This window comes from Sphingomonas citri (assembly GCF_019429485.1).
In the GTDB taxonomy this organism is placed as follows: Bacteria; Pseudomonadota; Alphaproteobacteria; order Sphingomonadales; family Sphingomonadaceae; genus Sphingomonas; species Sphingomonas citri.
The window spans coordinates 1,543,972-1,564,395 of the sequence record NZ_JAHXZN010000001.1 but is presented as its reverse complement, the minus strand read 5'-3'; the positions used below and the strand labels follow the sequence as shown (position 1 = coordinate 1,564,395).

At 66.5% G+C, this 20,424-nt stretch carries 16 protein-coding genes; 9 read left to right on the top strand and 7 right to left on the bottom strand.

What is annotated here, in order from left to right; translation table 11 throughout:
- Positions 1 to 105: 105 nt before the first annotated feature.
- A complete protein-coding gene (locus KZ820_RS07155; protein WP_219747863.1) occupies positions 106 to 822 on the top strand; it encodes an IS6 family transposase in 717 nt (238 codons plus the stop codon).
- Positions 823 to 1,741: 919 nt separating this feature from the next.
- Here the strand turns inward: KZ820_RS07155 and KZ820_RS07150 are convergent.
- On the bottom strand, positions 1,742 to 2,176 hold the full coding sequence (locus tag KZ820_RS07150; protein ID WP_219747862.1) for a hypothetical protein: 435 nt from the start codon (positions 2,174 to 2,176) through the stop codon (positions 1,742 to 1,744).
- A gap of 727 nt (positions 2,177 to 2,903) precedes the next feature.
- On the opposite strand from KZ820_RS07150, the gene KZ820_RS07145 reads away from it, so the two are divergent.
- Positions 2,904 to 7,460, top strand: coding sequence for a YadA-like family protein (locus KZ820_RS07145; RefSeq protein ID WP_219747861.1), 4,557 nt, complete (start codon positions 2,904 to 2,906; stop codon positions 7,458 to 7,460).
- 45 nt (positions 7,461 to 7,505) lie between these two features.
- Here the strand turns inward: KZ820_RS07145 and KZ820_RS07140 are convergent, their stop codons facing one another.
- Complete coding sequence (locus KZ820_RS07140) at positions 7,506 to 7,766, bottom strand: hypothetical protein (RefSeq protein ID WP_219747860.1); 261 nt, start codon at positions 7,764 to 7,766, stop codon at positions 7,506 to 7,508.
- A 248-nt stretch (positions 7,767 to 8,014) separates the two neighbouring features.
- Between KZ820_RS07140 and KZ820_RS07135 the strand changes: the two genes are divergently transcribed.
- The 6 genes from KZ820_RS07135 (at position 8,015) to KZ820_RS07110 (ending at position 14,263) form a co-directional block, all read left to right on the top strand.
- A complete protein-coding gene (locus KZ820_RS07135) occupies positions 8,015 to 8,590 on the top strand; it encodes a hypothetical protein (RefSeq protein ID WP_219747859.1) in 576 nt (191 codons plus the stop codon).
- Positions 8,591 to 8,619: 29 nt separating this feature from the next.
- Positions 8,620 to 9,084: a hypothetical protein gene (locus tag KZ820_RS07130; RefSeq protein ID WP_219747858.1), complete on the top strand. Its 465-nt coding sequence runs from the start codon at positions 8,620 to 8,622 to the stop codon at positions 9,082 to 9,084.
- A 34-nt stretch (positions 9,085 to 9,118) separates the two neighbouring features.
- Positions 9,119 to 11,572: a TcfC E-set like domain-containing protein gene (locus KZ820_RS07125; protein ID WP_219747857.1), complete on the top strand. Its 2,454-nt coding sequence runs from the start codon at positions 9,119 to 9,121 to the stop codon at positions 11,570 to 11,572.
- Positions 11,560 to 12,267: a fimbrial biogenesis chaperone gene (locus KZ820_RS07120; RefSeq protein ID WP_219747856.1), complete on the top strand. Its 708-nt coding sequence runs from the start codon at positions 11,560 to 11,562 to the stop codon at positions 12,265 to 12,267. The genes KZ820_RS07125 and KZ820_RS07120 overlap by 13 nt, the downstream gene beginning before the upstream one ends.
- A gap of 471 nt (positions 12,268 to 12,738) precedes the next feature.
- Complete coding sequence (locus tag KZ820_RS07115) at positions 12,739 to 13,143, top strand: hypothetical protein (protein ID WP_219747855.1); 405 nt, start codon at positions 12,739 to 12,741, stop codon at positions 13,141 to 13,143.
- A gap of 292 nt (positions 13,144 to 13,435) precedes the next feature.
- The gene (locus tag KZ820_RS07110) at positions 13,436 to 14,263 is read left to right on the top strand and encodes a flagellin N-terminal helical domain-containing protein (protein WP_219747854.1); all 828 of its coding nucleotides are present in this window, start codon (positions 13,436 to 13,438) and stop codon (positions 14,261 to 14,263) included.
- Positions 14,264 to 14,376: 113 nt separating this feature from the next.
- On the opposite strand, the gene KZ820_RS07105 is transcribed toward KZ820_RS07110, so the two are convergent.
- The 3 genes from KZ820_RS07105 to KZ820_RS07095 form a co-directional block, all read right to left on the bottom strand.
- Positions 14,377 to 14,550, bottom strand: coding sequence for a hypothetical protein (locus KZ820_RS07105; protein WP_219747853.1), 174 nt, complete (start codon positions 14,548 to 14,550; stop codon positions 14,377 to 14,379).
- Between the two features lie 532 nt (positions 14,551 to 15,082).
- Complete coding sequence (locus tag KZ820_RS07100) at positions 15,083 to 15,559, bottom strand: cupin domain-containing protein (protein ID WP_308462153.1); 477 nt, start codon at positions 15,557 to 15,559, stop codon at positions 15,083 to 15,085.
- A complete protein-coding gene (locus KZ820_RS07095) occupies positions 15,556 to 16,473 on the bottom strand; it encodes an alpha/beta fold hydrolase (protein WP_219747852.1) in 918 nt (305 codons plus the stop codon). Before KZ820_RS07095 ends, KZ820_RS07100 begins: the two co-directional genes overlap by 4 nt.
- A 114-nt stretch (positions 16,474 to 16,587) precedes the next feature.
- On the opposite strand from KZ820_RS07095, the gene KZ820_RS07090 reads away from it, so the two are divergent.
- Entirely contained in the window at positions 16,588 to 17,493 is a 906-nt protein-coding gene (locus KZ820_RS07090) for a LysR family transcriptional regulator (RefSeq protein WP_219747851.1), read from the top strand.
- Between the two features lie 368 nt (positions 17,494 to 17,861).
- Here KZ820_RS07090 and KZ820_RS07085 read toward each other — a convergent pair whose 3' ends face one another.
- Together KZ820_RS07085 and KZ820_RS07080 are read right to left on the bottom strand one after the other, a co-directional pair.
- Positions 17,862 to 19,541 carry a GMC oxidoreductase gene (locus tag KZ820_RS07085; RefSeq protein WP_219747850.1) on the bottom strand — a complete coding sequence of 560 codons (1,680 nt, stop codon included), beginning with the start codon at positions 19,539 to 19,541 and terminating at the stop codon, positions 17,862 to 17,864.
- A gap of 1 nt (position 19,542) precedes the next feature.
- Complete coding sequence (locus tag KZ820_RS07080; protein WP_219747849.1) at positions 19,543 to 20,376, bottom strand: sugar phosphate isomerase/epimerase family protein; 834 nt, start codon at positions 20,374 to 20,376, stop codon at positions 19,543 to 19,545.
- Positions 20,377 to 20,424 lie beyond the last annotated feature (48 nt).

Sequence of the window (20,424 nt, the reverse complement as noted above, 5' to 3'; positions counted from 1 at the left end):
CGAGGATCAGAATCCAGATCGCATTCAGGCCGGACAGGCCGACGTCGTGCAGGGGCTCTGTCAAAGCTAATGCACCTACAGCGACGGGCGGGGTAGGGGAGAAGCATGCCTCGCCCGCGCAAGCCAGCCTCGCCCTTCCGCTACTTCAACTCGTCACTGGAGGTGATCCGGCTTGTGGTGCTCATGTACGTGCGCTTCCCGCTGTCATTGCGGAACGTGGAGGACCTGCTGTTCGAGCGCGGGATCGACATCTGCCACGAGACGGTCAGGCTGTGGTGGAACAGGTTCGGTCCGCTGTTCGCCGGCGAGGTGCGGCGCCAGCGGGTGAGCCGAATGCGCGGCTTTCGTCATTGGCGCTGGCATTTGGACGAGATGTACGTGAAACTGAATGGCGAAATGGTCTACCTGTGGCGGGCGGTGGATCACGAGGGCGAGATCCTTGAGAGCTACGTTACTAAAAGCCGTGACAAGAAGGCAGCGCTCGCGTTCATGAAGAAGGCGCTCAAGCGCCACGGCTCACCTGAGGCGATCGCCACCGATGGTCTGCGCTCCTACGCTGCTGCTCTAGCGGAGCTCGGCAACCGCGAGAAGCAGGAGGTGGGTCGCTGGGCCAACAACCGGGTGGAGAACTCACATCTGCCCTTCAGGCGACGAGAGCGGGCGATGCTGCGGTTCCGGCAGATGCGCACCTTACAGAAGTTCGCCTCGGTCCACGCCAACGTCCACAACCACTTCAACCACGAACGTCACCTCGTCGACAGGCAGACCTACAAGCAGCGCCGCTCCGCGGCGCTGGCCGAGTGGCAGGCGCTCGCCAGCTAACCCGCCGCCTACGAAGGTTGAGGTGCATCGGGTAGAGGCGGGTTCGCATTAGATCGACAGCACCCCGAATTCTAGGCGGAACGATCGTCGGCCGAGGAACCCCAAGGTCAGACGTCTACAAGCTTCTCGGACCACCACTCGCACGTCTCATCGAAGGTGAGCGCCAGCAGCCGCTTCACGGAAGGGCGGCCAGCGGCGCCGCGATCGCTCCCACAGCTCAAGCGGTCCCGCGAGCACTGCCTCGGCCGCCGCGGCGACCGCTTGGTCCCCTTCCACCGATGGCGCGTCTTATCTTTTCACGTTCCTTCTTGTCGCCCGGAACGGACCGCAGAGCACATCGTGCAGTTCGCGAAAGTGACAAATAAGCTCGGACCTTACCAGCATGAGGGTTGACGAGAGCCTCGGTCGTCAACGCGACCGGAGCATTGTCATATATACCCCGCCGATAACGAGCAGGCCTGCGGCGTCATCGATCGCGCTGCCCTTGCTACAGGCTACAAGATCGGGTGCCGCTTGGAATCAGAGCTTCAAAGGCATCGACTGCCAAGATTAACGAGCGTCCGAAGCTGGAAGGCGGGGAAGGCGCCCTGAGTGACCGCTTCTGGGTCCTCGGCCCGAGAGGGCGAGGGGGCCGCAAGCGCCCATTGAGGCCGCGCTGTTCTACTGATCCAGCTGAGAGGCGGGACGCGTAGCCCCTCGGGACCGCATAGCCTCGTCGGCGGCTCTGCGACGAGTTTCATAGACACGCTCCCACTCGCCTCGGCGATGGCAAATCCGCCTCGACAGAATGCTGCCCGTGCTGTCCTCCCGCCGGCAGATCTTCCTGTCAGATGCAGTCGGCGGGCCGGACGAAGGCAACCCGCCGAGCGGAACCAGAGCGAAGATTAACGCAGCAACGGCGACTGTCATCCGGCCTTCCTCATTTTGGAACGGTCGAGGGTGGCGGAGGCGGAGGCGGCGGCACACCGCCCTCGCTCGTGCAAAACGGCGGATTGCAGACGGCTTCGCGACCCTCGGGAGCTCGGTCGACGATCGTATCGAACGTAACCGCGACGCTGATGAGGCGCCCGCGCACCCCCGCAAAGGGAGCCTTGGCGATCCGTATTCGCGAAAGCGCATCATGATACACCCTTGTCATGCCCTCGGACGAGGGCGCAAGATCATGAAGGCGGCAGTCCGTGAGCCGTCTATCATCCCTGACTGAACAGATCGCCCCACCGCCGCCACGTCGCCGCATGTCCGGGGCGAGGACGAGCGAGAACGCCGGCGACCTCTCGACCGCCAGCGTCCTGATGCCGTCCACGCTCGGATCCTCGTCCTTGAGCACCGCCTCGACCTTGAACTTCGCCTGCACCGGGCTGACTTCCGGCGCGGAGACGCCGACGGCGACAATGGCGAGGAGAACGACTGCGCTCGTAGGAACGGATGTGCCTCAAGCGCACTGCCTCGCGCAAGCATGTGGCCCGCGTAGAGGTCGACCTGCTCCTGCGGTTCGATCACCGCAACCTCCGAGGAACTCGGGTCTTCAGCGATGTCGAGGGTCGACGCCGATCGAAACCCCCATCCGCCAGCTTTTCTCGATAAAGTGTATAGAGCGCTGTCGCGCGCAACGAGGGGAACATAGTCTGCGTCGCCGGTGGCGGTGAACAAGCGGCCGCTCTCAGGAGGGGTCGATATGGCGCTGAACGGCCGATTGTGGGTCTTCACTTCATGCACGCCGTAATCAGGAGATAACAAAAGCCCGCATACCAGCTGATGTCGCGATTGCTCAACGGTGACTGTGCGAGCGGGCCACTCAAGGGCGCTGGGATAATCAAGCCCAACGCGCTGTCTCACGTGATCATCTTCAAACTAGCTTTTTTGGTTAACTACGTGTTAATCGCAGAGATTGACTACGACCTAGGTCTAAGTGTCTATCCATTAACCCATTTGATTTCTGCTTGTTAACCAGCGAACGCGATCCCGTCCTCATCGCTCAGACGGGGATTGAGATGGCTGTTCAAACTCGTGCCGCAAGTCGCGCCGTTCGTTTCCGGTTGCGTCAGTCGACCTGCTTGACGCTACTTGCCGGCGCTGTGGCCTTGCAGCCGACGGCATCGTCCGCGCAGCTCCTCACGCTTCAGGGCCTCAATGACAATCTGAATGCGCTGAGCACAACCGTCACTGCGCAGGGCACCCAGCTTACCGCGACGACCAGCCTCGCCAACTCGCTCAACACCAGTGTCAACACGCTGAACACGACGGTCGCTAACCAGACCACGACGTTGCAGACGGTGCAGGCGGCGAACACAGCGAACACCAGCAATCTCGCGACGGTGACCGCTTCGGTGAACCAGCAGCAGACTCAGCTCACCGCCAACACCAGCCTGCTCAACACCGTCAGCTCAGGGCTCGGCACGCTCGGCTCGACCGTGGCGGCGCAGGGGACGACGCTTCAGGGACTGCAGACCACCGTCACCGGCAACGTAGCCAATCTCGCCACGCTGTCGACCACTGTGGGCCAGCAGGGCGCGCAGCTCACCGCAAACACCAATCTGCTCGGGACGGTGAATGCGGGGCTTGGCACGCTTGGTGCGACCGTGTCGACCCAGACGACCGCGCTGCAGGGTCTACAGGCGACGGTCTCGGGCAACGTCGCCGACGTCGCTACGCTGACGGCGTCGGTGAACCAGCAGGGCGCCCAGGTCACCGCCAACGCCGACCTGCTCGGCACGGTGAACGCGGCGGTCGGCGCGCTGGGGACGACCGTTGCAAGCCAGACGACCGAGCTTCAGGGGCTCCAGGCGACGGTCTCGGGCAACGTCGCCGACCTCGCGACACTGTCGGCGTCGGTAAACCAGCAGGGCGCGCAGATCAGCGCAAACTTGGGGATGCTTGCCACGCTGACAGACGGGATGACGGCGCTCACCGGCAGCGTCGCGGGGCAGGGACAGGTACTGCAGGGGCTTCAGGGCAGTGTCGGCACGCTCGCGACCGACGTCGCGACCGCGGGAGCGACGATCGCGCGCCAGTCGACCGACATCGGCGCGCTCCAGGCCAGCGTTGGCGCCAACGTGGCCGATGTAGCGACGCTGCGCGCCACGCTTGGCAGCACCGGCAGCGCCGTCACCGACCTGCAGACCCAGGTGTCCGACCATGAGGTGCGGATCACCGCCAACACCGCGCAGCTCGGCACGCTCGGCGCCACCGTCGGTACTCAGGGTGCGACACTGACTCAGCAGGGCAGCGACCTCGCCACCGCTGCCGCCAACATCGCCAGCCTTCAGGGCTTGGTGACCGCGCAGGCGGGCACGCTGGGCACGCTCGGCAGCACGGTCGCAGCGCAGGGCACGCTGCTCGGTGATCAGGACGCGCGGATCACCGCCAACGCCGACGCAATTCTGTCACTGCGCAACATGAGCGTGAGCGGCAACGTCAGCCCGGTGCAATATGTGAACCCGGGCGCGCCGACGGTGGCCACCACCACCGCCACCAACGACGTGGCGGTGCTGGGAGCCCAACCCGGCCCAGTTCGGGTCCACAACGTCGCGGAGGGTCAAGTAGCGGCGGGGTCGACCGACGCGGTCAACGGCGGTCAGCTTTACGACGTCAGCCAGCAAATCAGTGGTCTGGCCTCCGTCTCGGTTCAGTATGATGACCTTACCCGCGCCCGTATCACCCTCGGCGGCGCCAACGCGGCGCCGGTGATACTCGCCAATGTGGCGCCTGGCAGCATCGCGCCGGGATCGACTGAGGCGGTGAACGGCGGGCAGCTCGCCGACACAAACGCTTCGGTGACGGCGCTGCGTAATGACGTCACGAGCCAGGCTAGCGATCTCGCGACCGTGAGCACCGGGCTTGCTGCGGTTGGCACGACGGTGACCGCGCAGAGCGTGCTGCTAGGCAACAACGCGAACGCGATCGCTGCATTGCGTAGCGACACCGAGCGTGCCGCGATCGGCCCGGTGCGCTACACCGACCCGGCGAACCCGACCGTTCCGAACGGCGGCACCGTATCGCAGGACCTCACGCTGGTCGGTCGCGATCCAGAGCCGGTGGCGCTGCACAATGTCGCGGAGGCGCGGCTGTCGAGCGGCTCGACCGACGCCGTCAACGGTGGCCAGCTGTTCGCGCTGGCGCAGAGCTACCAAGGCCTAAGCGACCTCGCGCTCCGCTACGACGACGCTGGCCACGGCTCGGCAACCTTGGGAATGGCAGGTGTGCCCGTCGCGCTGCGCAACGTCGCGGCCGGGACGCTGGCGGCGGGTTCAAGCGATGCAGCCACCTCAGGCCAGCTTTTCGACACCAATCAGACGGTCAGCACGCTGACCAATGTTGCTGCGCTCCAGGCGGGGCTGCTCGGCGCGCTCGACTCACGTGTTGGCGGGCTCACGCAGGATCTTGGCCAGCTAGGCAGCGCGCTCGACACTGGCGCGCGTGGGCCGGTGCGCTACGCCGATGCGGCGGCGCCGACCGTACCAAACGGCGGGCGCGTCTCGCAGGACCTCACGCTCATCGGCGCCGACAGCGGCCCGGTCCGGCTGCATGGCGTCGCTGACGGCATGATCGGGGGGGGCTCCTTCGACGCGGTCAACGGCAACCAGCTCTTCTCGATGGGCAACGCCGTGGCGAGTGCGCTCGGTAGCGGCTTCCGCTACGATCCCGCGGGCGGCTTCTCCGGCAACTTCACCTTCAAAGGCCAGTCCTACGGCTCGGTGCAGTCCGTATTTGGCGCCATCGAGACGTCGCTCGGCACCGCGCCGGGCGCAGGTTCGGGCGGCGGCACGGGAACGGGGGGTGGCACGGGCAGCCCTGACGCTGTGGGAGCCAAGTACTTCCACGCAAACTCGACGATGGCGGACAGCGCTGCCTCAGGTTTCGACTCGACGGCGATCGGCCCTGCGTCGGCATCGTCGGGCGAGGCGGCGATCGCCGTCGGGCGTAACGCGGTGGCTGGCGGCATCAGCTCGGTCGCGATCGGCGACGGCGCGAAGGCGATGGACGGCAAGGCGGTGTCGATCGGCCTCGGCAACGTCGCCTCAGGCGACGGCGCGGTGGCGATCGGCGACCCGAACTATGCGACCGGCGCCGGCGCGACCGCGCTTGGCAAGGACAACAACGCGACGGGCGTCGGCGCAATAGCCCTCGGCAACGTCAACGTCGCGAACGGCGACGGCAGCACCGCGATCGGCTCGACCAACCAAGCGAGCGGCCTCGGTGCGGCCGCGCTCGGCTTCACCAACGTGGCATCGGGCAACGGCGCGATCGCAATTGGCACGAACAACAGCGCCACCGGAGATGGGGCGCTCGCGATCGGCGCGAACGTGGTGACCAACGCCACCGACACGCTAGCGATCGGCAACACTGCTATTGCGCAGGGCACGCGCGCGGTTGCAATCGGCAACATGGCTGCCGCGACGGCGACGTATGCCGCCGCATTCGGCTACGCCGCAGAGGCGCGCGACTCCTACTCGACTGCCCTTGGTACAGTCGCGCGGGCCGAAGGGTTTGGCTCCACGGCCGTGGGTACGCTCTCTAGCGCGAGTGGCTTCGCGACGAGCGCCTTCGGTTCCGGCGCAATCGCCGACAAGGAAGGCAGCGTCGCGCTCGGGTCGGCGTCGCAGACGACGCGCGGCGCGGTCGGCGGCTACACTGCCTTCGGTCTGACCGGCGCTCAGGAGTCGCTCGGTGAGGTCGCGATCGCACGCAACATCGCCTACCTCAACCCGGCCACCAACACCTACTCGCCGATCGGCAACCGCCAGATCACCGGCGTCGCCGCAGGCGGCGCAGACACCGACGCCGTCAACGTGTCGCAGCTGCGCGGGGTGTCGGGTGCGATGGGCGCGGCCTTCGTCGCGGGCTTCGGCGGGGGTGCGAGCTACGACGGCGCGACCGGAGCGCTGGCGGCGCCGAGCTACACATTGAACGGTGTCACCTACTCGAGCGTGGGCGACGCGCTGCAGGCGATCAACGCTCGGCTGAGTGGCACCACGGCGGGTGCGCCGGGTGCTCCGTCGAGCGGAGCTTCGGGAGGCAACCCCTCCGTCACCAACACCAATGACGGCACCGCCTCGGCGCCGGTCGTGGCAGGCGACGCCGGCGCCGGCACGAGCACCCAGCTCGCGGCGGCCACGACGCGAGTCGCCGCCGTCGAGACCCGGGTCAGTTCGGTTGAGACCAAGGCGGACGCGGCGCTCGCCGCCAGCAGCCGCTCGATCCAGTATGACGGCGATGGAAGCGATTCCGTCACGCTTGGCGGCGAGAAGGCGGTCGCGCTGCACAATCTCGCGCCGGGCACGTCGGACGGCGATGCGGTCAACGTCGCGCAGCTTAATAGTGCGATGGGCGCCGCGGTCGACGCCGCCAACAGCTACACCGACCAGCGCGTCGCGGCGCTCTCGTTCGATCTCGGCCGCGTCAACCGCGACGTCAGCGCGGGCGTCGCCGGGGCCCTGGCCATGGCGGGTATGCCGCAGCCCTACGAGGAGGGCAAGAGCATGTTCTCGCTCGGCGCCGGCACTTTCCAGGGCCAGTCGGCGGTGGCGATGGGCGTGTCGCGGATCATGGAGGACGGTCACACGATCGTGAAGCTCGGCGCGACCTACAACAGTCGCAAACGCGTCGGCGCCAACATCGGGATCGGCTATCAGTTCTGATCGGCGCCGTGGAAGGCAGGGCGGGGGCCGGTCGGCTCCCGCCCGTCAGTCCTGCGAGATCGCGCCCGCCTTAGGCGAGCGGTAGCCGGGCAGCATGCCGGCGAACGACTGGGCAAAGGCGTGATGGCGCTCAACCGGGACCGAGGCGACCATCGCGTCCGCGATCGCTTTGATCTCGTCCTGCGTCAGCGCGCCTCGGTTGTGCAGCGTCTGCAGCAGCGCGACCACGCCGATGTACGCGGTGTCGGCCTGGTGCATCACCGCCTCGATCGCGCCCGCGATCTTGTGAACATCGGCTACCGCCACGATCAGGCCCTCGTTCCGTTGATCCGAAGCGCACAATGGTTCTCGGGCGCCGCGCCCGCAAGATGGTTCGCGTAGCCGTTGGGATGCCGCCGCTCCCTCTCGATGCGTCGTGGCAACGACAAAACGGCCGTGATTCTTATACCTTGGTCTAAGCGCGTTGGAAGCCTTCCGGCTTGTTAAGGGCGTTCATCTACCCAGTTCCTCGACCACTTCCTTCGCCACCGTGCGTAATTTCGGGGGACATTGTCATGGTGCATGTTGTTTCGGCACGTCGTCGGGCGGCCAAGAGCAGGATTTTTGCCGCAGCCGCGCTGTTCGCCTCTGTCGCGGGCGCCGTGCCGGCGGGTGCGTCGACCCAGGGCAGCCTAGGCGCGACCTCGACCGGGTCGGTGACGATCACCGCCAGCGTCGCCAACCGCGCGCAGATCACCGGGCTAACCGACGTCGCCTTCACCAACGTCGATCCCGCGAGCGCTGCGACCGCGTCGCAGAGCAACTGCGTGTGGAGCAACACCGCCACGAAGGGTTACAGCATCACCGCCACTGGCAGCGGCACCAGCGGCGCCTTCACGCTCGCCAACGGCAGCCTCAGCGTGCCCTATTCGGTGCAGTGGAGCGCCAGCGCCGGGCAGAACAGCGGTACGGCCTTGACCGCCGGCACCGCGCTGGCGGGGATGACGAGCACCGCGGCCAACCCGACGTGCAGCACCGGCGCGGCGACCACGTCGAGCCTGATCATCTCGATCGCCGCCTCGAACCTGCAGGGCATGACCTCGGCGACGAGCTACACCGGCTCGCTGACGCTGCTCGTCACCCCGCAGTAGCCGGCGACGCGGGGCTGGCGGTGTCGGCTATGCGACGCCTCGCGAGAGCGGCGGCCCTGGCGCTTGCCGCCCAGACGATTCCCGCCGCGGCGCAGACCGTCCAGGTCAGCGGGCTGAGCGATGTTGCCTTCGGCACGATCACGGGCTTCGGCGCCGATCTCGTCCGCAGCCAGTCGATCTGCGCCTTCAGCGGACTGACGGGCGGCCGCTATACCGTCACGGCCTCGGGCTCGGGCGCTGGCGGCGCCTTCACGCTGGCCAACGGCACCAGGACGCTCCCCTACGAGGTGCAGTGGAACACCGCGGCGGGGCAGAGCTCGGGCACCGGACTCACCGCGAACGTCCCACTCACCGGACAGACCATGCTGCTGAGCTGCCCGGTGCTCCAGGCCACTAACACCAGCTTGGTCGTGATCCTGCGCGCCGCGAGTCTCAGCACCGCCACCGCCGGCAACTTCAGCGGCACGCTGACCATCCTTCTGTCGGCCAACTGACATGAAGGCGCGCGCGGACCGACGCGGCCGGCCTGTGGCGCACGGGCTCCGGCGCCACGCGGCGCTGCTGCTCGCCTTGCTGGGCGCCGTGCTGCCCGCGGGCGCCGCGCACGCCGCCGACGCGGCACCGCCGCAGGTCACCGCGGCGATGCCGGCCGAGTTCGCCACGCTCGCGGCGACCCAGCGGATCGTGGTCGACGTCTATGTCGCCGACCGGCGGATCGGCCAATATGCCGCCGAGGTCGGTCTCGCGGAGGCGCGCCTGCTCGATCCCGCCGCCGTTGCGGCGGCGATCCCAGACCTGCTCGACCGCACCTTCGTCGTCGCGGCGCTGACGCCGCCGCTGGCAATTGGCGCGCACCCAAGCTGCACCGACACCTCCGGCTGCGTGGCCGCGTCGCGCCCCCGCGTGACCGCGTCCTACGATCCCGCCGCCTTCCGGCTAACGCTGGCGCTCGACCCACGTCTGCTGGCGGTGCGTGGGGAGGAGGCGCGCTACCTCGAGGATGCCGACGCCGCGCCCTCGGCGGTCGACACGGTCGGCGTGGCGCTGGCCGGCGGCGGCGGGCTCCGCGCCAATTATGCCATCCGCAACCGGCTGGTGGCCGGGCGCGGCGCGGTGCACCTGCTGTCCGACGCCTCGCTCTCCTCATGGGACGGCGGCCGGCTCGATACGCTGGCCGCCGAGGTCGACCGCCGCGACCTGCGGCTGCGCGGCGGGCTGTTCTACGCGCCCGGCGTGGACCTGGTCGGACGCCGGCGCATAATCGGCGTTGGCGTCGCCACGCAGTTTGACACGCGCGCCGACCGGGTGGCACTGAGCGGCACGCCGCTGATCGTCTTCCTGCCGCAGCGCTCGCGCGTCGACGTCTACGTTCAGGGCCGGCTCGTCAGCTCGCAGAGCTATGAGAGCGGCAACCAGGCGCTCGACACCAGCGGCCTCGCCGACGGCTCCTACCCAATTGAGCTGCGCATCCAGGAAGCGGGCGGCGGGACGCGAGTGGAGCAGCGATTCTTCACCAAGAGCGCCGCGCTCGCCCCCGCCGGGCGGGTCGTGTTCGACGCGCATCTCGGGGTTCTCACCCGCGACCGGCAGGATCGCGCCTGCGAGCGGGTCGCAATCGCGACCGGTGGCGCGCGCGGCCGATTCGGCACGCACCTCGCCTGGGACGCTGCGGCAATGGTGACGCGCGCCAATGCGGTGGCGGAGGGCGGGCTCTCGCTGCTCACCGCGCTGGCGCAGGCGCGGGTCGCACTGCTCGGGTCGCGCCGCGGCGATCGCGGCGTGGCGGCGCAGCTGAGCTCGAGCGGCAGCAGCGCGCTCAGCTACAGCCTCGATGTCCGGCACGTGCGCAGCGCCGACGGCACCGCGCTGATCGCGGCCGACGATGCGGCGGGCGTCATCGCACCGCTGATGAGGGTCCGCGACGACCGCGCCGGATCAAGCTATACCCAGATGCTGGGCAGCCTTTCCTACACGCTGCCGCACGCGCAACTCGGGCTGTCGGGCTATCTGTTCCGATCCGCGGAGCGCTCGACGAACTACTCGGTCGGTCCCAGCGCGCGATGGTCGGTGCTGCAGCGCGACCGGCTCCAGCTCTCGCTCATCGGCCAATACGCGCGCACGCAGCGCGGTGATGCGATGGCGTTCGGTATCCAGCTGCAGCTGCTCGGGCCGCGCGCGGCGCTCAGCACCGCGCTGGGAGTACAACGCAGCGCGAACGGCGACGATCGCAGCCTCTCGCCCGCGTTCGAGACAGCCGCCTCGCTGCATCGCGATGACGCGCGCGGCGGCGCGATCGATGCCGGGGCGCTGGTGCAGCGCGGTGCGGCCGGCACGATCGTCCAGCTCAGTAGCGAGCGCCGTAGTGCGCTCGGCCTCGCCGCGCTGAACCTCACCGGTCGCACCGGCGCGATGGGCAGCGGACTGCAATACGGCCTGACGGGGCAGACCTCGTTCGCAGTGACGCGGCGCGGCCTCGGGCTCGGCGCGGCTGGGCAGAACGACAGCCTGATCGCGGTGACGGTCGGCGGAGACCCGCGCGCCTCCTTCGAGCTGCTGGTCGACGAGGCGGTGCGCGGCACGCTGCGCGGAGGGCAGCGGCTGACGCTCGCGGTGCAGCCCTATCGTCGCTACAAGGTGCGGCTGCGCGCGATCGCCACCGGGCTGATAGCGTTCGACACTGGCCCGCGCACGGTCGACGTTTTCCCCGGCAGCGTGGTCGCGCTCGACTGGGAGGTTCGCTCGGTTCGCGCGATGTTCGGGCGGCTGGTCGACCGCGCCGGCGCGCCGATCGCGGACGCCGATCTCACCGCCGACGACGCGATCGCCGCGACCGACTCGAACGGCTTCTTCCAAATTCAGGCGGCGGCCGACGCGCGCCTCGCCGCGCGCACCGGCGCCGGCCTCGCCTGCACCGCCCGCCTTGCCGCCGCGAGCGCTACCACCACCTATACCCGCCTCGGAGACGTCACATGCCTGCCCTGACCGCCCGCCTCGCAGCCGCTCGCCTGGCCGCCGTATCGCTCACCGCGATCGCGATCGCCCCGCCCGCGCACGCCAATATCGTGCTCAGCCAGGTGGTGGTCGACTTCGCCGCCGGCAGCGATCTGGCGCAGGACATCGAGGTCGCCAATGATGGCAAGGAGGTTGCCTATGTGGCGGTGGCGCCGTTTGAGATCACCGCGCCGGGCACACCCGAGGAGGGCCGGACCGCGATCGTCGACCCTGAGGCGGGCGGGCTGTTGGTGTCGCCGCAGCGGCTCATCCTCCAGCCGGGCGAGCGCAAGCCGATCCGCATCGCCGCGATCCGCCCGCGCGCCGAGGCGGATCGCGTTTACCGCGTCACCGTCAAGCCGGTGGCAGGCCCGGTCTCGGCCGCGGTGACCGCGCTCAAGCTGCTGATCGGCTACGACGTTCTCGTGATCCAGCGACCCGCCGCCCCGGCCGGCCGCGTGGTGGGAAGGCGCGACGGGGAAACGCTGCTGCTGCGCAACGAGGGCAACACCAACACCGAGCTGTACGACGGCAAGCTCTGCGCCGACGCCATCCCGGCGAACTGCCGCGCGCTGCCATCGCGGCGGCTCTATTCCGGGGCGACGTGGTCGCAGCCGCTTCCGGGGCCAGGCAGGGTGAGCTACCAGGTCGCGGTCGGCGCGGCGAGTCACGAGGAGCGCTATTGATCGGGTGATCCACGGCGGAACAATGGTTCGCCCGCGGCCTCAGCACTGCGGAGGTCGCATCTGCACGCTATGCTGTCGGCTGGCGTGGTGGCTGACAGGAGAGAGTTCGCACACCGCTGCGGTCGCCATGCCGTTGTTCGAATGACGAGCTTGGATATTCAACGCTTCAGCGGCTTTCCAACGCGCGGCTTCACTCGCGCGCAATCAGCTCCCACCGGATGAGGCGCGGGAGGCGGATTGTTGATGAGCCCGATCGATCCAGATCGCGCGACCTCGTATCTTTTTATCATTCAATGGCCACCACGTGCTTTAGACGTCTGCAATAATCAAATGCCCGTTCTACCTAGGTCGTAGGACCGCTCACGCAGCAGTCACATTAAACGGTTCGCTAATCGCTCAATCGAAGACGATTTCAGGCGTATGATGAGGAGCGCGTTAGTGACGTCCGTCCATCTGCAGGAGCATAGGGACATGCTCAGGCTTGCTGAAGAAATCCTTGTCTCCGCGGCCGGTAGACCGGTGCCATGCATGCAGGAGGTTGCGCGGCTGCGACTGCTTTTCGCACGCGTGGTCAACCGCCACTGTAACGATGAGGAAGTGGCGATCGAAACGGCCGTGCGCTCGGGAGCTGTTAGCTCCGCGCTGGCGACCGCGGTTCGGCCCGACGTGACGAACTGGCGGACGAACTTGGCGATCTGTAACGGGGACTGGCCGGCGGAACGCATCGCGCGGGATGCGTGCGGGTTCGCTTCGGGATTTGGCGTGCTGATCGACGCGCTGCGCCGCCACGTCCTTCAGGAGGGAGACCCTAGTGCTGGTGCATATCAAACGGCATTAATGCTTGCGCCCGCAATTGGGACGACGGGACGACGTTGACATATATGTGGTGCGCGCCCCCGATCATGTGGAGTCTGGCGAGGAGGCGTACCATCGCTTTGAGGTAGGTGATGGTCAACGCGATCGCGGAACAGCCCCAAAATTTAGCCGCGCTCAGCTTTTGCCAGATTAGGATTGGCATACCGTCCAAATTAGACTCAACAACAATACTATGGTCTAAGTAGGGGCGATGGCGCAATCAGGCCTATAAAGGAGAGTGGCCGCTGGTCGTTTGCCTGAACATGCAAGACGCTGTCGAAGGGTGGCTTGACGTTGTTCGGGAGGTAGGCTGATGACCATGATCAACTCGAATACCTCGGCGCTGCGCGCCACCACCGCCTCGAACAGCGCGAACAAGGCGCTGTCGGTTTCGATGGAGCGCCTGTCGACCGGCAAGCGCATCAACTCGGCGAAGGACGACGCGGCCGGCCTCGCGATAAGCAAGTCGATGACCTCGCAGATCCGCGGCATGAGCCAGGGCATCCGCAACGCCAACGACGGCATCTCAATGGCGCAGACCGCGGAAGGCGCGCTGGGCGAGGTCTCAAACATGCTGCAGCGCATGCGCGAGCTGACGGTGCAGGCGAGCAGCGGCACCTATGCCGCCTCGGACGTGTCCTCGATCCGTGCCGAGCAGTCGGCGCTCAAGGACCAGATCAGCTCGATCGTCACCAACACCTCGTTCAACGGCAAGAAGCTGTTCGACTCGGCCGCGGCGACCGGCTTCACGATCCAGACCGGTGCGAACAGCGGTGACACGGTCAAGTTGAAGTCGGTCGACTTCTCGACGAGCGGCGGCTCGGACCTGGCGGTGGTCACCGCGCTCGCCTTCGACGCCGCCGGCACCAGCGCGACGCTGGCCAATTATGACGACGCGATCGCCGAGGTCTCGGGTGCCCGCGCCGCGCTGGGTTCGTCGCAGAACCGCCTCGAATTGGCGGTGAACAACGCCACCGTCAACGTCACTAACCTGACCGACGCGCGCAGCCGCATCGGGGACGCCGACTTCTCGACCGAGACGACCACAGTCGCCAAGCTTCAGATCCTAACTCGGACCTCGACCGCGATGCTGGCGCAGGCCAATCAGACGCAGCAAGGTGTGCTTGAGCTGCTAAACTGACGCCAAACGCCACCTTGCGTACGTACCTAAAGCTGGCTTGAAGATTAGGGCTGCCCACCGCGTCGGTCCCAGGACACGAGAAGCCGTACTCGCCAAATGCCTTCGCCGACAACTCAGGCGATTGAAGACGCAGACGCCGTAAGCACGTCAATGACCGTTTGCCAGCGCTCCTGAACGATGCCGTTCGCCAGATCGCGCTGGCCCTCTGCGACCTCGATGGCTCGGTTGCCGAAGGTCAGGTGGAAAGCTGAGCTGAACGCTTCAATAAGGTCCCGCCGGTCGGTCATCAAGCAGCCTTCCATTCTGAACAGCAGCGAGCGCTAGCACGCGGTGATGAAAGAAACTCCTACTCGCCTGCTCATGAACTGATGCAACGACTTAGCCTAAGGTCGAACGCAGAAGCGCTCGGATCTGTGCGGCCAAGCTCATCGGATCAAAGGACTTTGCGCTTTTGCCGATCGCTGCCACGGCTTCTCCGCTCTCGCTCCCCCACCGCGCGAAAACAGCGTGGTTGAATTTTGGGCCTCTCAAGGCGTCGCCTCTTGTACGTAGGTGGTCGGGTAGCGAGGCCGTAACCGTTTTTTCACGCAGCGCTGCACTCACTGCTAGACGTCCGCGTTTGTGCCCGATCAAACCAATCCAATAGCTCCGCAGAATGCCGATGCGGGCTGAATGCCGCGATGAATGGACGTCCGAAATTGAGCGGCCGGCATGTGGCCCTGAGTGACCGGTATTGGGTCGTCGCTTGCTGCCGCCTATCCCCGTAGCGAGTTCACATCAGCTAAACGAGGATCAAGCATCCAGGTCCGACCGGAGCGATCAGCGCGGTGTGTCGGCTTCCTCGACATAGATCGTGTCCGTGGGTCCCACACCTGTAATGATCACTGCAGCTGTCTGATCCTTGGTGTGCGCGAAGTGCGCGGCCCCGGCAGGTTCGGTGTAGAAGCTGCCGGGTAGCAATGGCGATGCCGCGGCGTCGGTAGCGGTGGGCCCGTACCCGATGTACCATCGCCCGGAGACCACGACGGCCGTCCGATCGTCGCGATGAGTGTGCGAGGCGATGCGCGTGTGGGCCGGAACCTGGATCTCGATCGTGTAGAGGCCGGCCTGCGTCGGATCGCCGGCGAGCACTACGCTGCGGATGCCGGTCACGCCAGACGTTCCCGCACCTGAGCCCATGGCCGGCAGGGCCGCGATCTCGTGTGGTGTCAGTCGCTTCGCCTGCATCTGCGCGTCGATGGGAGCGGCGACGAGCAAGGAGGCGGTGACGCCGGCGAGGAGCAGGCGGGCGCTCACTTGCCCTTGTCCAGAAAGGCTCGAACGACGGCGACCGTCGCCTGTGGCTGCTCCTCCATCAGCCAGTGACCGGCGTCCGGGATGACGGCTTCCTCAACGTCGGTAGCAGCGAACCGCATCACCGCCGCCATGGTGGAACCGAACGAAGCCGACCCGCCGACAGCCAGGACGGGCATGGCAAGCTTCCCCTCCGCGAGGAAGGCGCGATCGTCGATCGCATCCTGATCGAAGGCGGCGAACTGTGCGAAGCCGGCGTGCATGGCCCCAGGCATGGCGTAGAGCGCGGCGTAATGTTGCCGCGACGCTTCGGTGAACCGGTCCGGCTTGGCGGAGAACTCGTTCCAGAAGCGATCGAGGTAGATGCGCTCGCGCCCCGCGACCAGCCGCTCCATGTCCGGGCCACCGAAGCGGAAATGCCACAGCAGCGGGTTCTTGAGGATCTCTTCCCAAGGGCCCACGCCGGGGATGGGCGCGTCCATCAGGACGAAGCGTCTAACCCGGTCGCGGTGCTCGGCCGCGAAGGCGAAGCCCACCATGTTGCCGATGTCGTGGGTGACCAGATCAGCCTTACGGACCTTCAGCGCATCAAGGACGCCGGCGACATCCTCTCCCTGCGTCTTCTTGTCGTACCCGCCAGCGGGCCTAGCGGACAGGCCGAGGCCGCGGAGGTCCGGCACGATCACCAGATGGTCGCGTACCAGGTTGGCGGCGAGCGGCTCCCACATGTCTCCGGTCTCGCCGTATCCATGGAGAAGCACGACGGCTGGCCCGCTTCCACCGACCCGTACGTGGATCGTGGTCCCGTTCGCCTTGACGTCCTGCTTGTGGAATGTCGGTGGAAAGGGCCTTACCTGCGCCTGCGAACTGGTGGCAGCTACGACGAGGATGGCTGCCGCAAAGAGAGATCGGATCATCGTGACCCTCCCGGGCCGACCTCCAATGGTTGGCCTCTCGACAGCAAGTTGCGTCAAGGCCAGTCTGCTGACTAGCCGGTCGATCCCGAACACGGCGTCCGGAAATGCCGAACGATGATGAAGCTGGACGGGTTGGAAGCACTTGTCGCGGTCGCCGAAGCGGGCTCGATCAGCGCAGCGGCTCGGCGCCTAGGGCTCGCCAAATCCGTCGTCAGCGATCGGCTGGCGGAACTCGAGCGCACCGTCGGCGCGCGGCTGGTGCAGCGAACGACGCGAGCCCTCGCGTTGACGGCCGACGGCGACGCGCTGATCGTCCGAGCTCGATCGATCCTGCGCGAGGTGTCGGACGCGCAAGCGGAGGTCGTCGAGCGCCGCGGCTCGCTTGCTGGGCCTCTACGTCTGGCGGGGCCGATAAGCTTCGGTGCGCTTCACCTTGGCCCAGCTATCTACCGCTTCCTCGCTTTGCATCCTGAGATCCAGCTCACGCTCGACCTCGACGACCGCTTCGTCGATGCCGCCGGCGACGGCTACGATGCCGTCATTCGGCACGGTCCGATCACGGACGAGCGTCTGATCGTTCGGCACCTCGCCTCCAGCCGTCGCCTTCTTGTTGCCTCCCCCGCTTACCTGGAGCAGCGAGGCTGGCCGCGGACCCTGGCCGAGCTCGATCGGATCAGTGCGATCCTGTACACCAACCGCGACGCCGACTGGCGCTTTCCCGACGCATCGGGCACCATGATTGTAAGGCCGTCGGCTTGCTTGCGGGTCAACAACGGCTTGGTCATGCGGGACGCGGCACTCGCTGGCCTCGGCGTCACCCTTTTGCCTACCTTCTTCATCCATCGCGACCTAGCCGATGGATCGCTGGTGCACGTTGACGTGGGCGTTGAAGCTGAGGGCGCCACGATCCACGTTGCCTATCCAGCCAATCGAAGCCCGTCAGCCAAGCTGGCCGCGCTGGTCGCCTGGCTTCGAACCGAGTTCGGCACTCCGGCTTACTGGGATGTCGATTTATCCTAGCCGGCTTTGCGCAGGTGTTAGTCGCGGTGCCGACGTTAACAGAGGTCCACCTACGGGATGCTCGCTCTGATCGCTAAACATTTGTTTATGGGTCGCTACTCACCAGCAGCGCGCTTTCAATAGCGACACCGGCAGCCGCTTTTTATGTTGGCAACTTAAGCTCGCCTATCCGGACGACCTTCGTCAGCGATAAAAAATAGCCCGGCGTGGGGACACTGCCGGGCCAAGTCGGGAGGATGCAGCTCCAAGCTGCGGCTGTGCCCGTCTACCCCGTCAAAGGTAGACAGGCTAACTAATCACGCGTCGTTGATGTCGCGATTGAACTCCTTGACCTTATCTCTGCGGCAGAACGTTATCTGTCTGCCCGTTTAGATTGCCCCAGCCCGCACCTGTTTGACGGCATAATCGGCGGCTCGCGCGCTCATCGCCATGAACGTGAGGGACGGATTGACGCACGACGACGACGCCATCTGCGCTCCGTCCGTCACGAAGAGATTGGAAGCATCGTGTGCCTGGCTCCAGCCGTTCAGGACGGAAGCTCGTGGATCAGCCCCCATCCGCGCCCCTCCCATCTCGTGGATGCCGTCGCCCGGAACGTGCTCCAGTCGCTCGCTTTTGACGTTCAGGACGCCGGCAGCGCGCAGCATGGCCTCACCCTGCTCGCGTGCGTCGGTCATCATCTTCATCTCGTTGTCGCGGAAGGTGACGTTGAACTTCATGAGGGGAACGCCGAACCGATCGACCCTGTCCGGATGCAGCGATGCCCTGTTGTCCTCGTACGGCAGACACTCGCCGTAGCCGCTCAGCCCGAAACGCCAGCCGTCGTACTGCCGCATCCCCTGCTTCATCGACGCGCCGAAGCCGACCGGCTTCGCCGGGCTGCGGGAGGCCCGCCCCTGATAGGCATAGCCTCTGCGGAACGGGACGTCGTCATCGCTCGCGATGTTCCGGAAGCGTGGTACGTAGACGCCCCCCGGCCGGCGCCCGTACTCGATGTACTCAGTCATGCCGGGGACATCGCCGCTGATGTTGACCCGGAAGATGTGATCCATGACGTACCGCCCAAGCGTCCCGCTCCGGTCGAAATGGCTTCTGCCATCGGCTGCCCGGCTGTTGAGCAGGATCTGGACCGAGGCCATGGCCGACGCGCAGAGGAACACGAGCCGCGCCGAAATCACCTCGGCCGCCCCCGTCCTGGTGTCGACCACCCGCACACCGGTGACGCGCTTCGCGGCGGGATCGTACTCGAGGTTCGTGACCACCGCATCTGACCGAAGGGTGAAGCGGCCTGTCGCCTGTGCTGCGGGGAGCGTCACCGCCTGACTGGAGAAGTAGGCTCCGAACGAGCAGCCCCGGGCGCATTGCCATCTGTACTGGCACTTGCTCCGGTTCTGATCGGGCTTGTCCTCGGTTATGTTGCTCATGCGCGAGTGGATCAGCTTGCGGCCGGGGAAGGCTGCCTCGAGCCGCGGCTTCACCCACTCCTCCGCGATGTTCATCGGTAGCGGTGGCATGAACTCGCTGTCGGGCAGCTCACGCAGGTTCTCGCGGGAGCCCGACACGCCAATGTACCGCTCGACATAGCTGTACCATGGCGCAACGTCGTCGTAGCGGATCGGCCAGTCGATGCCGTGACCGTCACGCTTGTTCGCCTCGAAATCGTGCGGCGCCCAGCGGAACGTCCAGCGTCCCCAAATCAGCGACTTGCCGCCGACCGCGCCGGGTCGGATCCAGTAGAATTTGTCGCCTTCCTCATAGGCATAGGGGTTCAGCCGATCGTTGTTGTGGAGGTGCTGATTGGCAGGCGAAACGTAGCCGTGCGTGGCGATAAAATAGTCGCTCGCGACGAGCGGCGCGGGCATACGATCGCGCGCCGGGATCTCGAACGGCGGCTTGCCGTCGTAGGTATAGTCGGTGCCATGCTCCACCATGCGACCGCGATCGAGCATGAGGACGCGCAGGCCCTTCTCGGTCAGCTCCTTCGCGGCCCAGCCACCGCTGACACCGGATCCGACGACGATGGCGTCGAAGCGATCTGTCACCGCCACGTCAGGCTCCGGCCTGCCGCAGCAGCCGTCGAACGTTGCCGTAGCTTGTCGTGACGTCAGGCAGGAAAGGGGCAGGGCTGCGGTCATTTTCGACGTAGAAGTGCCGGACGCCGGCCGCTCGATTGAGCTTGAACAGCTTGGCATAGTCGAGGTTGCCGAGACCTACGCTGGTCATCGCGCCAGCGGCGGTCATGTCTTTGACGTGATATGCGTAGATGCGTCCAGGCACGCGGCGGACGATGGCCTCCGGTTCGCGCCCCGCCTTAATCGCCCAGAAGACGTCGAGCTCCAGCTTGACGAGCGACGGGTCGCCGTTCGCGACGAGGTAGTCGAACAGCGGCATGCCCCCCGATCGGTCGGTGAACTCCCAATCGTGGTTGTGGTAGGCGAAGCTCAGCCCCTGCGCCTGCAGCTCCCTGGCACGGCGGTTCATGAGTTCGACCGCCTTCTTCCATCCCTCGTCGGTTCGCGAGGCAAAGTCGACGCTGGCAAGGATCAGCGTGTCGGCGCCGAGCGCACGCGCCATCGTCACCGAGGCGGCGAAGTTCTCCCGAATGCCCTCGATACCGACGTGGATCGATGGCGCGCGCAGACCCAGCCTGTCCATGGTCCGCCGAAGCATGGCGTGGTCCATGCGGTCGTACCCGCCGCCGCCATACTCGACCTCGCGGTAGCCGATCCGCGCAACCTTCTCGAGCGTACCGACGGGGTTAGGCTCGAAGAGGGTCCGCAGAGTGTAGAGCTGCAGGCCGACCGCATGTTCGGCCTTCCGTGCGGCTGCCGGCGCCGCCGCAAGGGCGGCCGTGGCGCCGATGAAGGTACGTCTGTCCATCATAGGTCGATCGTCCTCGCAGTCGATGTTGGAAGGGGCCGGCATGCGGCC

Bases quoted from the DNA above. Each gene is read 5' to 3' on its own strand.
- KZ820_RS07115 (WP_219747855.1), top strand. From the start codon at position 12,739: ATGCTCAGGCTTGCTGAAGAAATCCTTGTCTCCGCGGCCGGTAGACCG.
- KZ820_RS07120 (WP_219747856.1), top strand. From the start codon at position 11,560: ATGCCTGCCCTGACCGCCCGCCTCGCAGCCGCTCGCCTGGCCGCCGTA.
- KZ820_RS07095 (WP_219747852.1), bottom strand. From the start codon at position 16,473: ATGATCCGATCTCTCTTTGCGGCAGCCATCCTCGTCGTAGCTGCCACC.
- KZ820_RS07090 (WP_219747851.1), top strand. From the start codon at position 16,588: ATGATGAAGCTGGACGGGTTGGAAGCACTTGTCGCGGTCGCCGAAGCG.
- KZ820_RS07155 (WP_219747863.1), top strand. From the start codon at position 106: ATGCCTCGCCCGCGCAAGCCAGCCTCGCCCTTCCGCTACTTCAACTCG.
- KZ820_RS07135 (WP_219747859.1), top strand. From the start codon at position 8,015: ATGGTGCATGTTGTTTCGGCACGTCGTCGGGCGGCCAAGAGCAGGATT.
- KZ820_RS07110 (WP_219747854.1), top strand. From the start codon at position 13,436: ATGACCATGATCAACTCGAATACCTCGGCGCTGCGCGCCACCACCGCC.
- KZ820_RS07130 (WP_219747858.1), top strand. From the start codon at position 8,620: ATGCGACGCCTCGCGAGAGCGGCGGCCCTGGCGCTTGCCGCCCAGACG.
- KZ820_RS07105 (WP_219747853.1), bottom strand. From the start codon at position 14,550: ATGACCGACCGGCGGGACCTTATTGAAGCGTTCAGCTCAGCTTTCCAC.
- KZ820_RS07080 (WP_219747849.1), bottom strand. From the start codon at position 20,376: ATGATGGACAGACGTACCTTCATCGGCGCCACGGCCGCCCTTGCGGCG.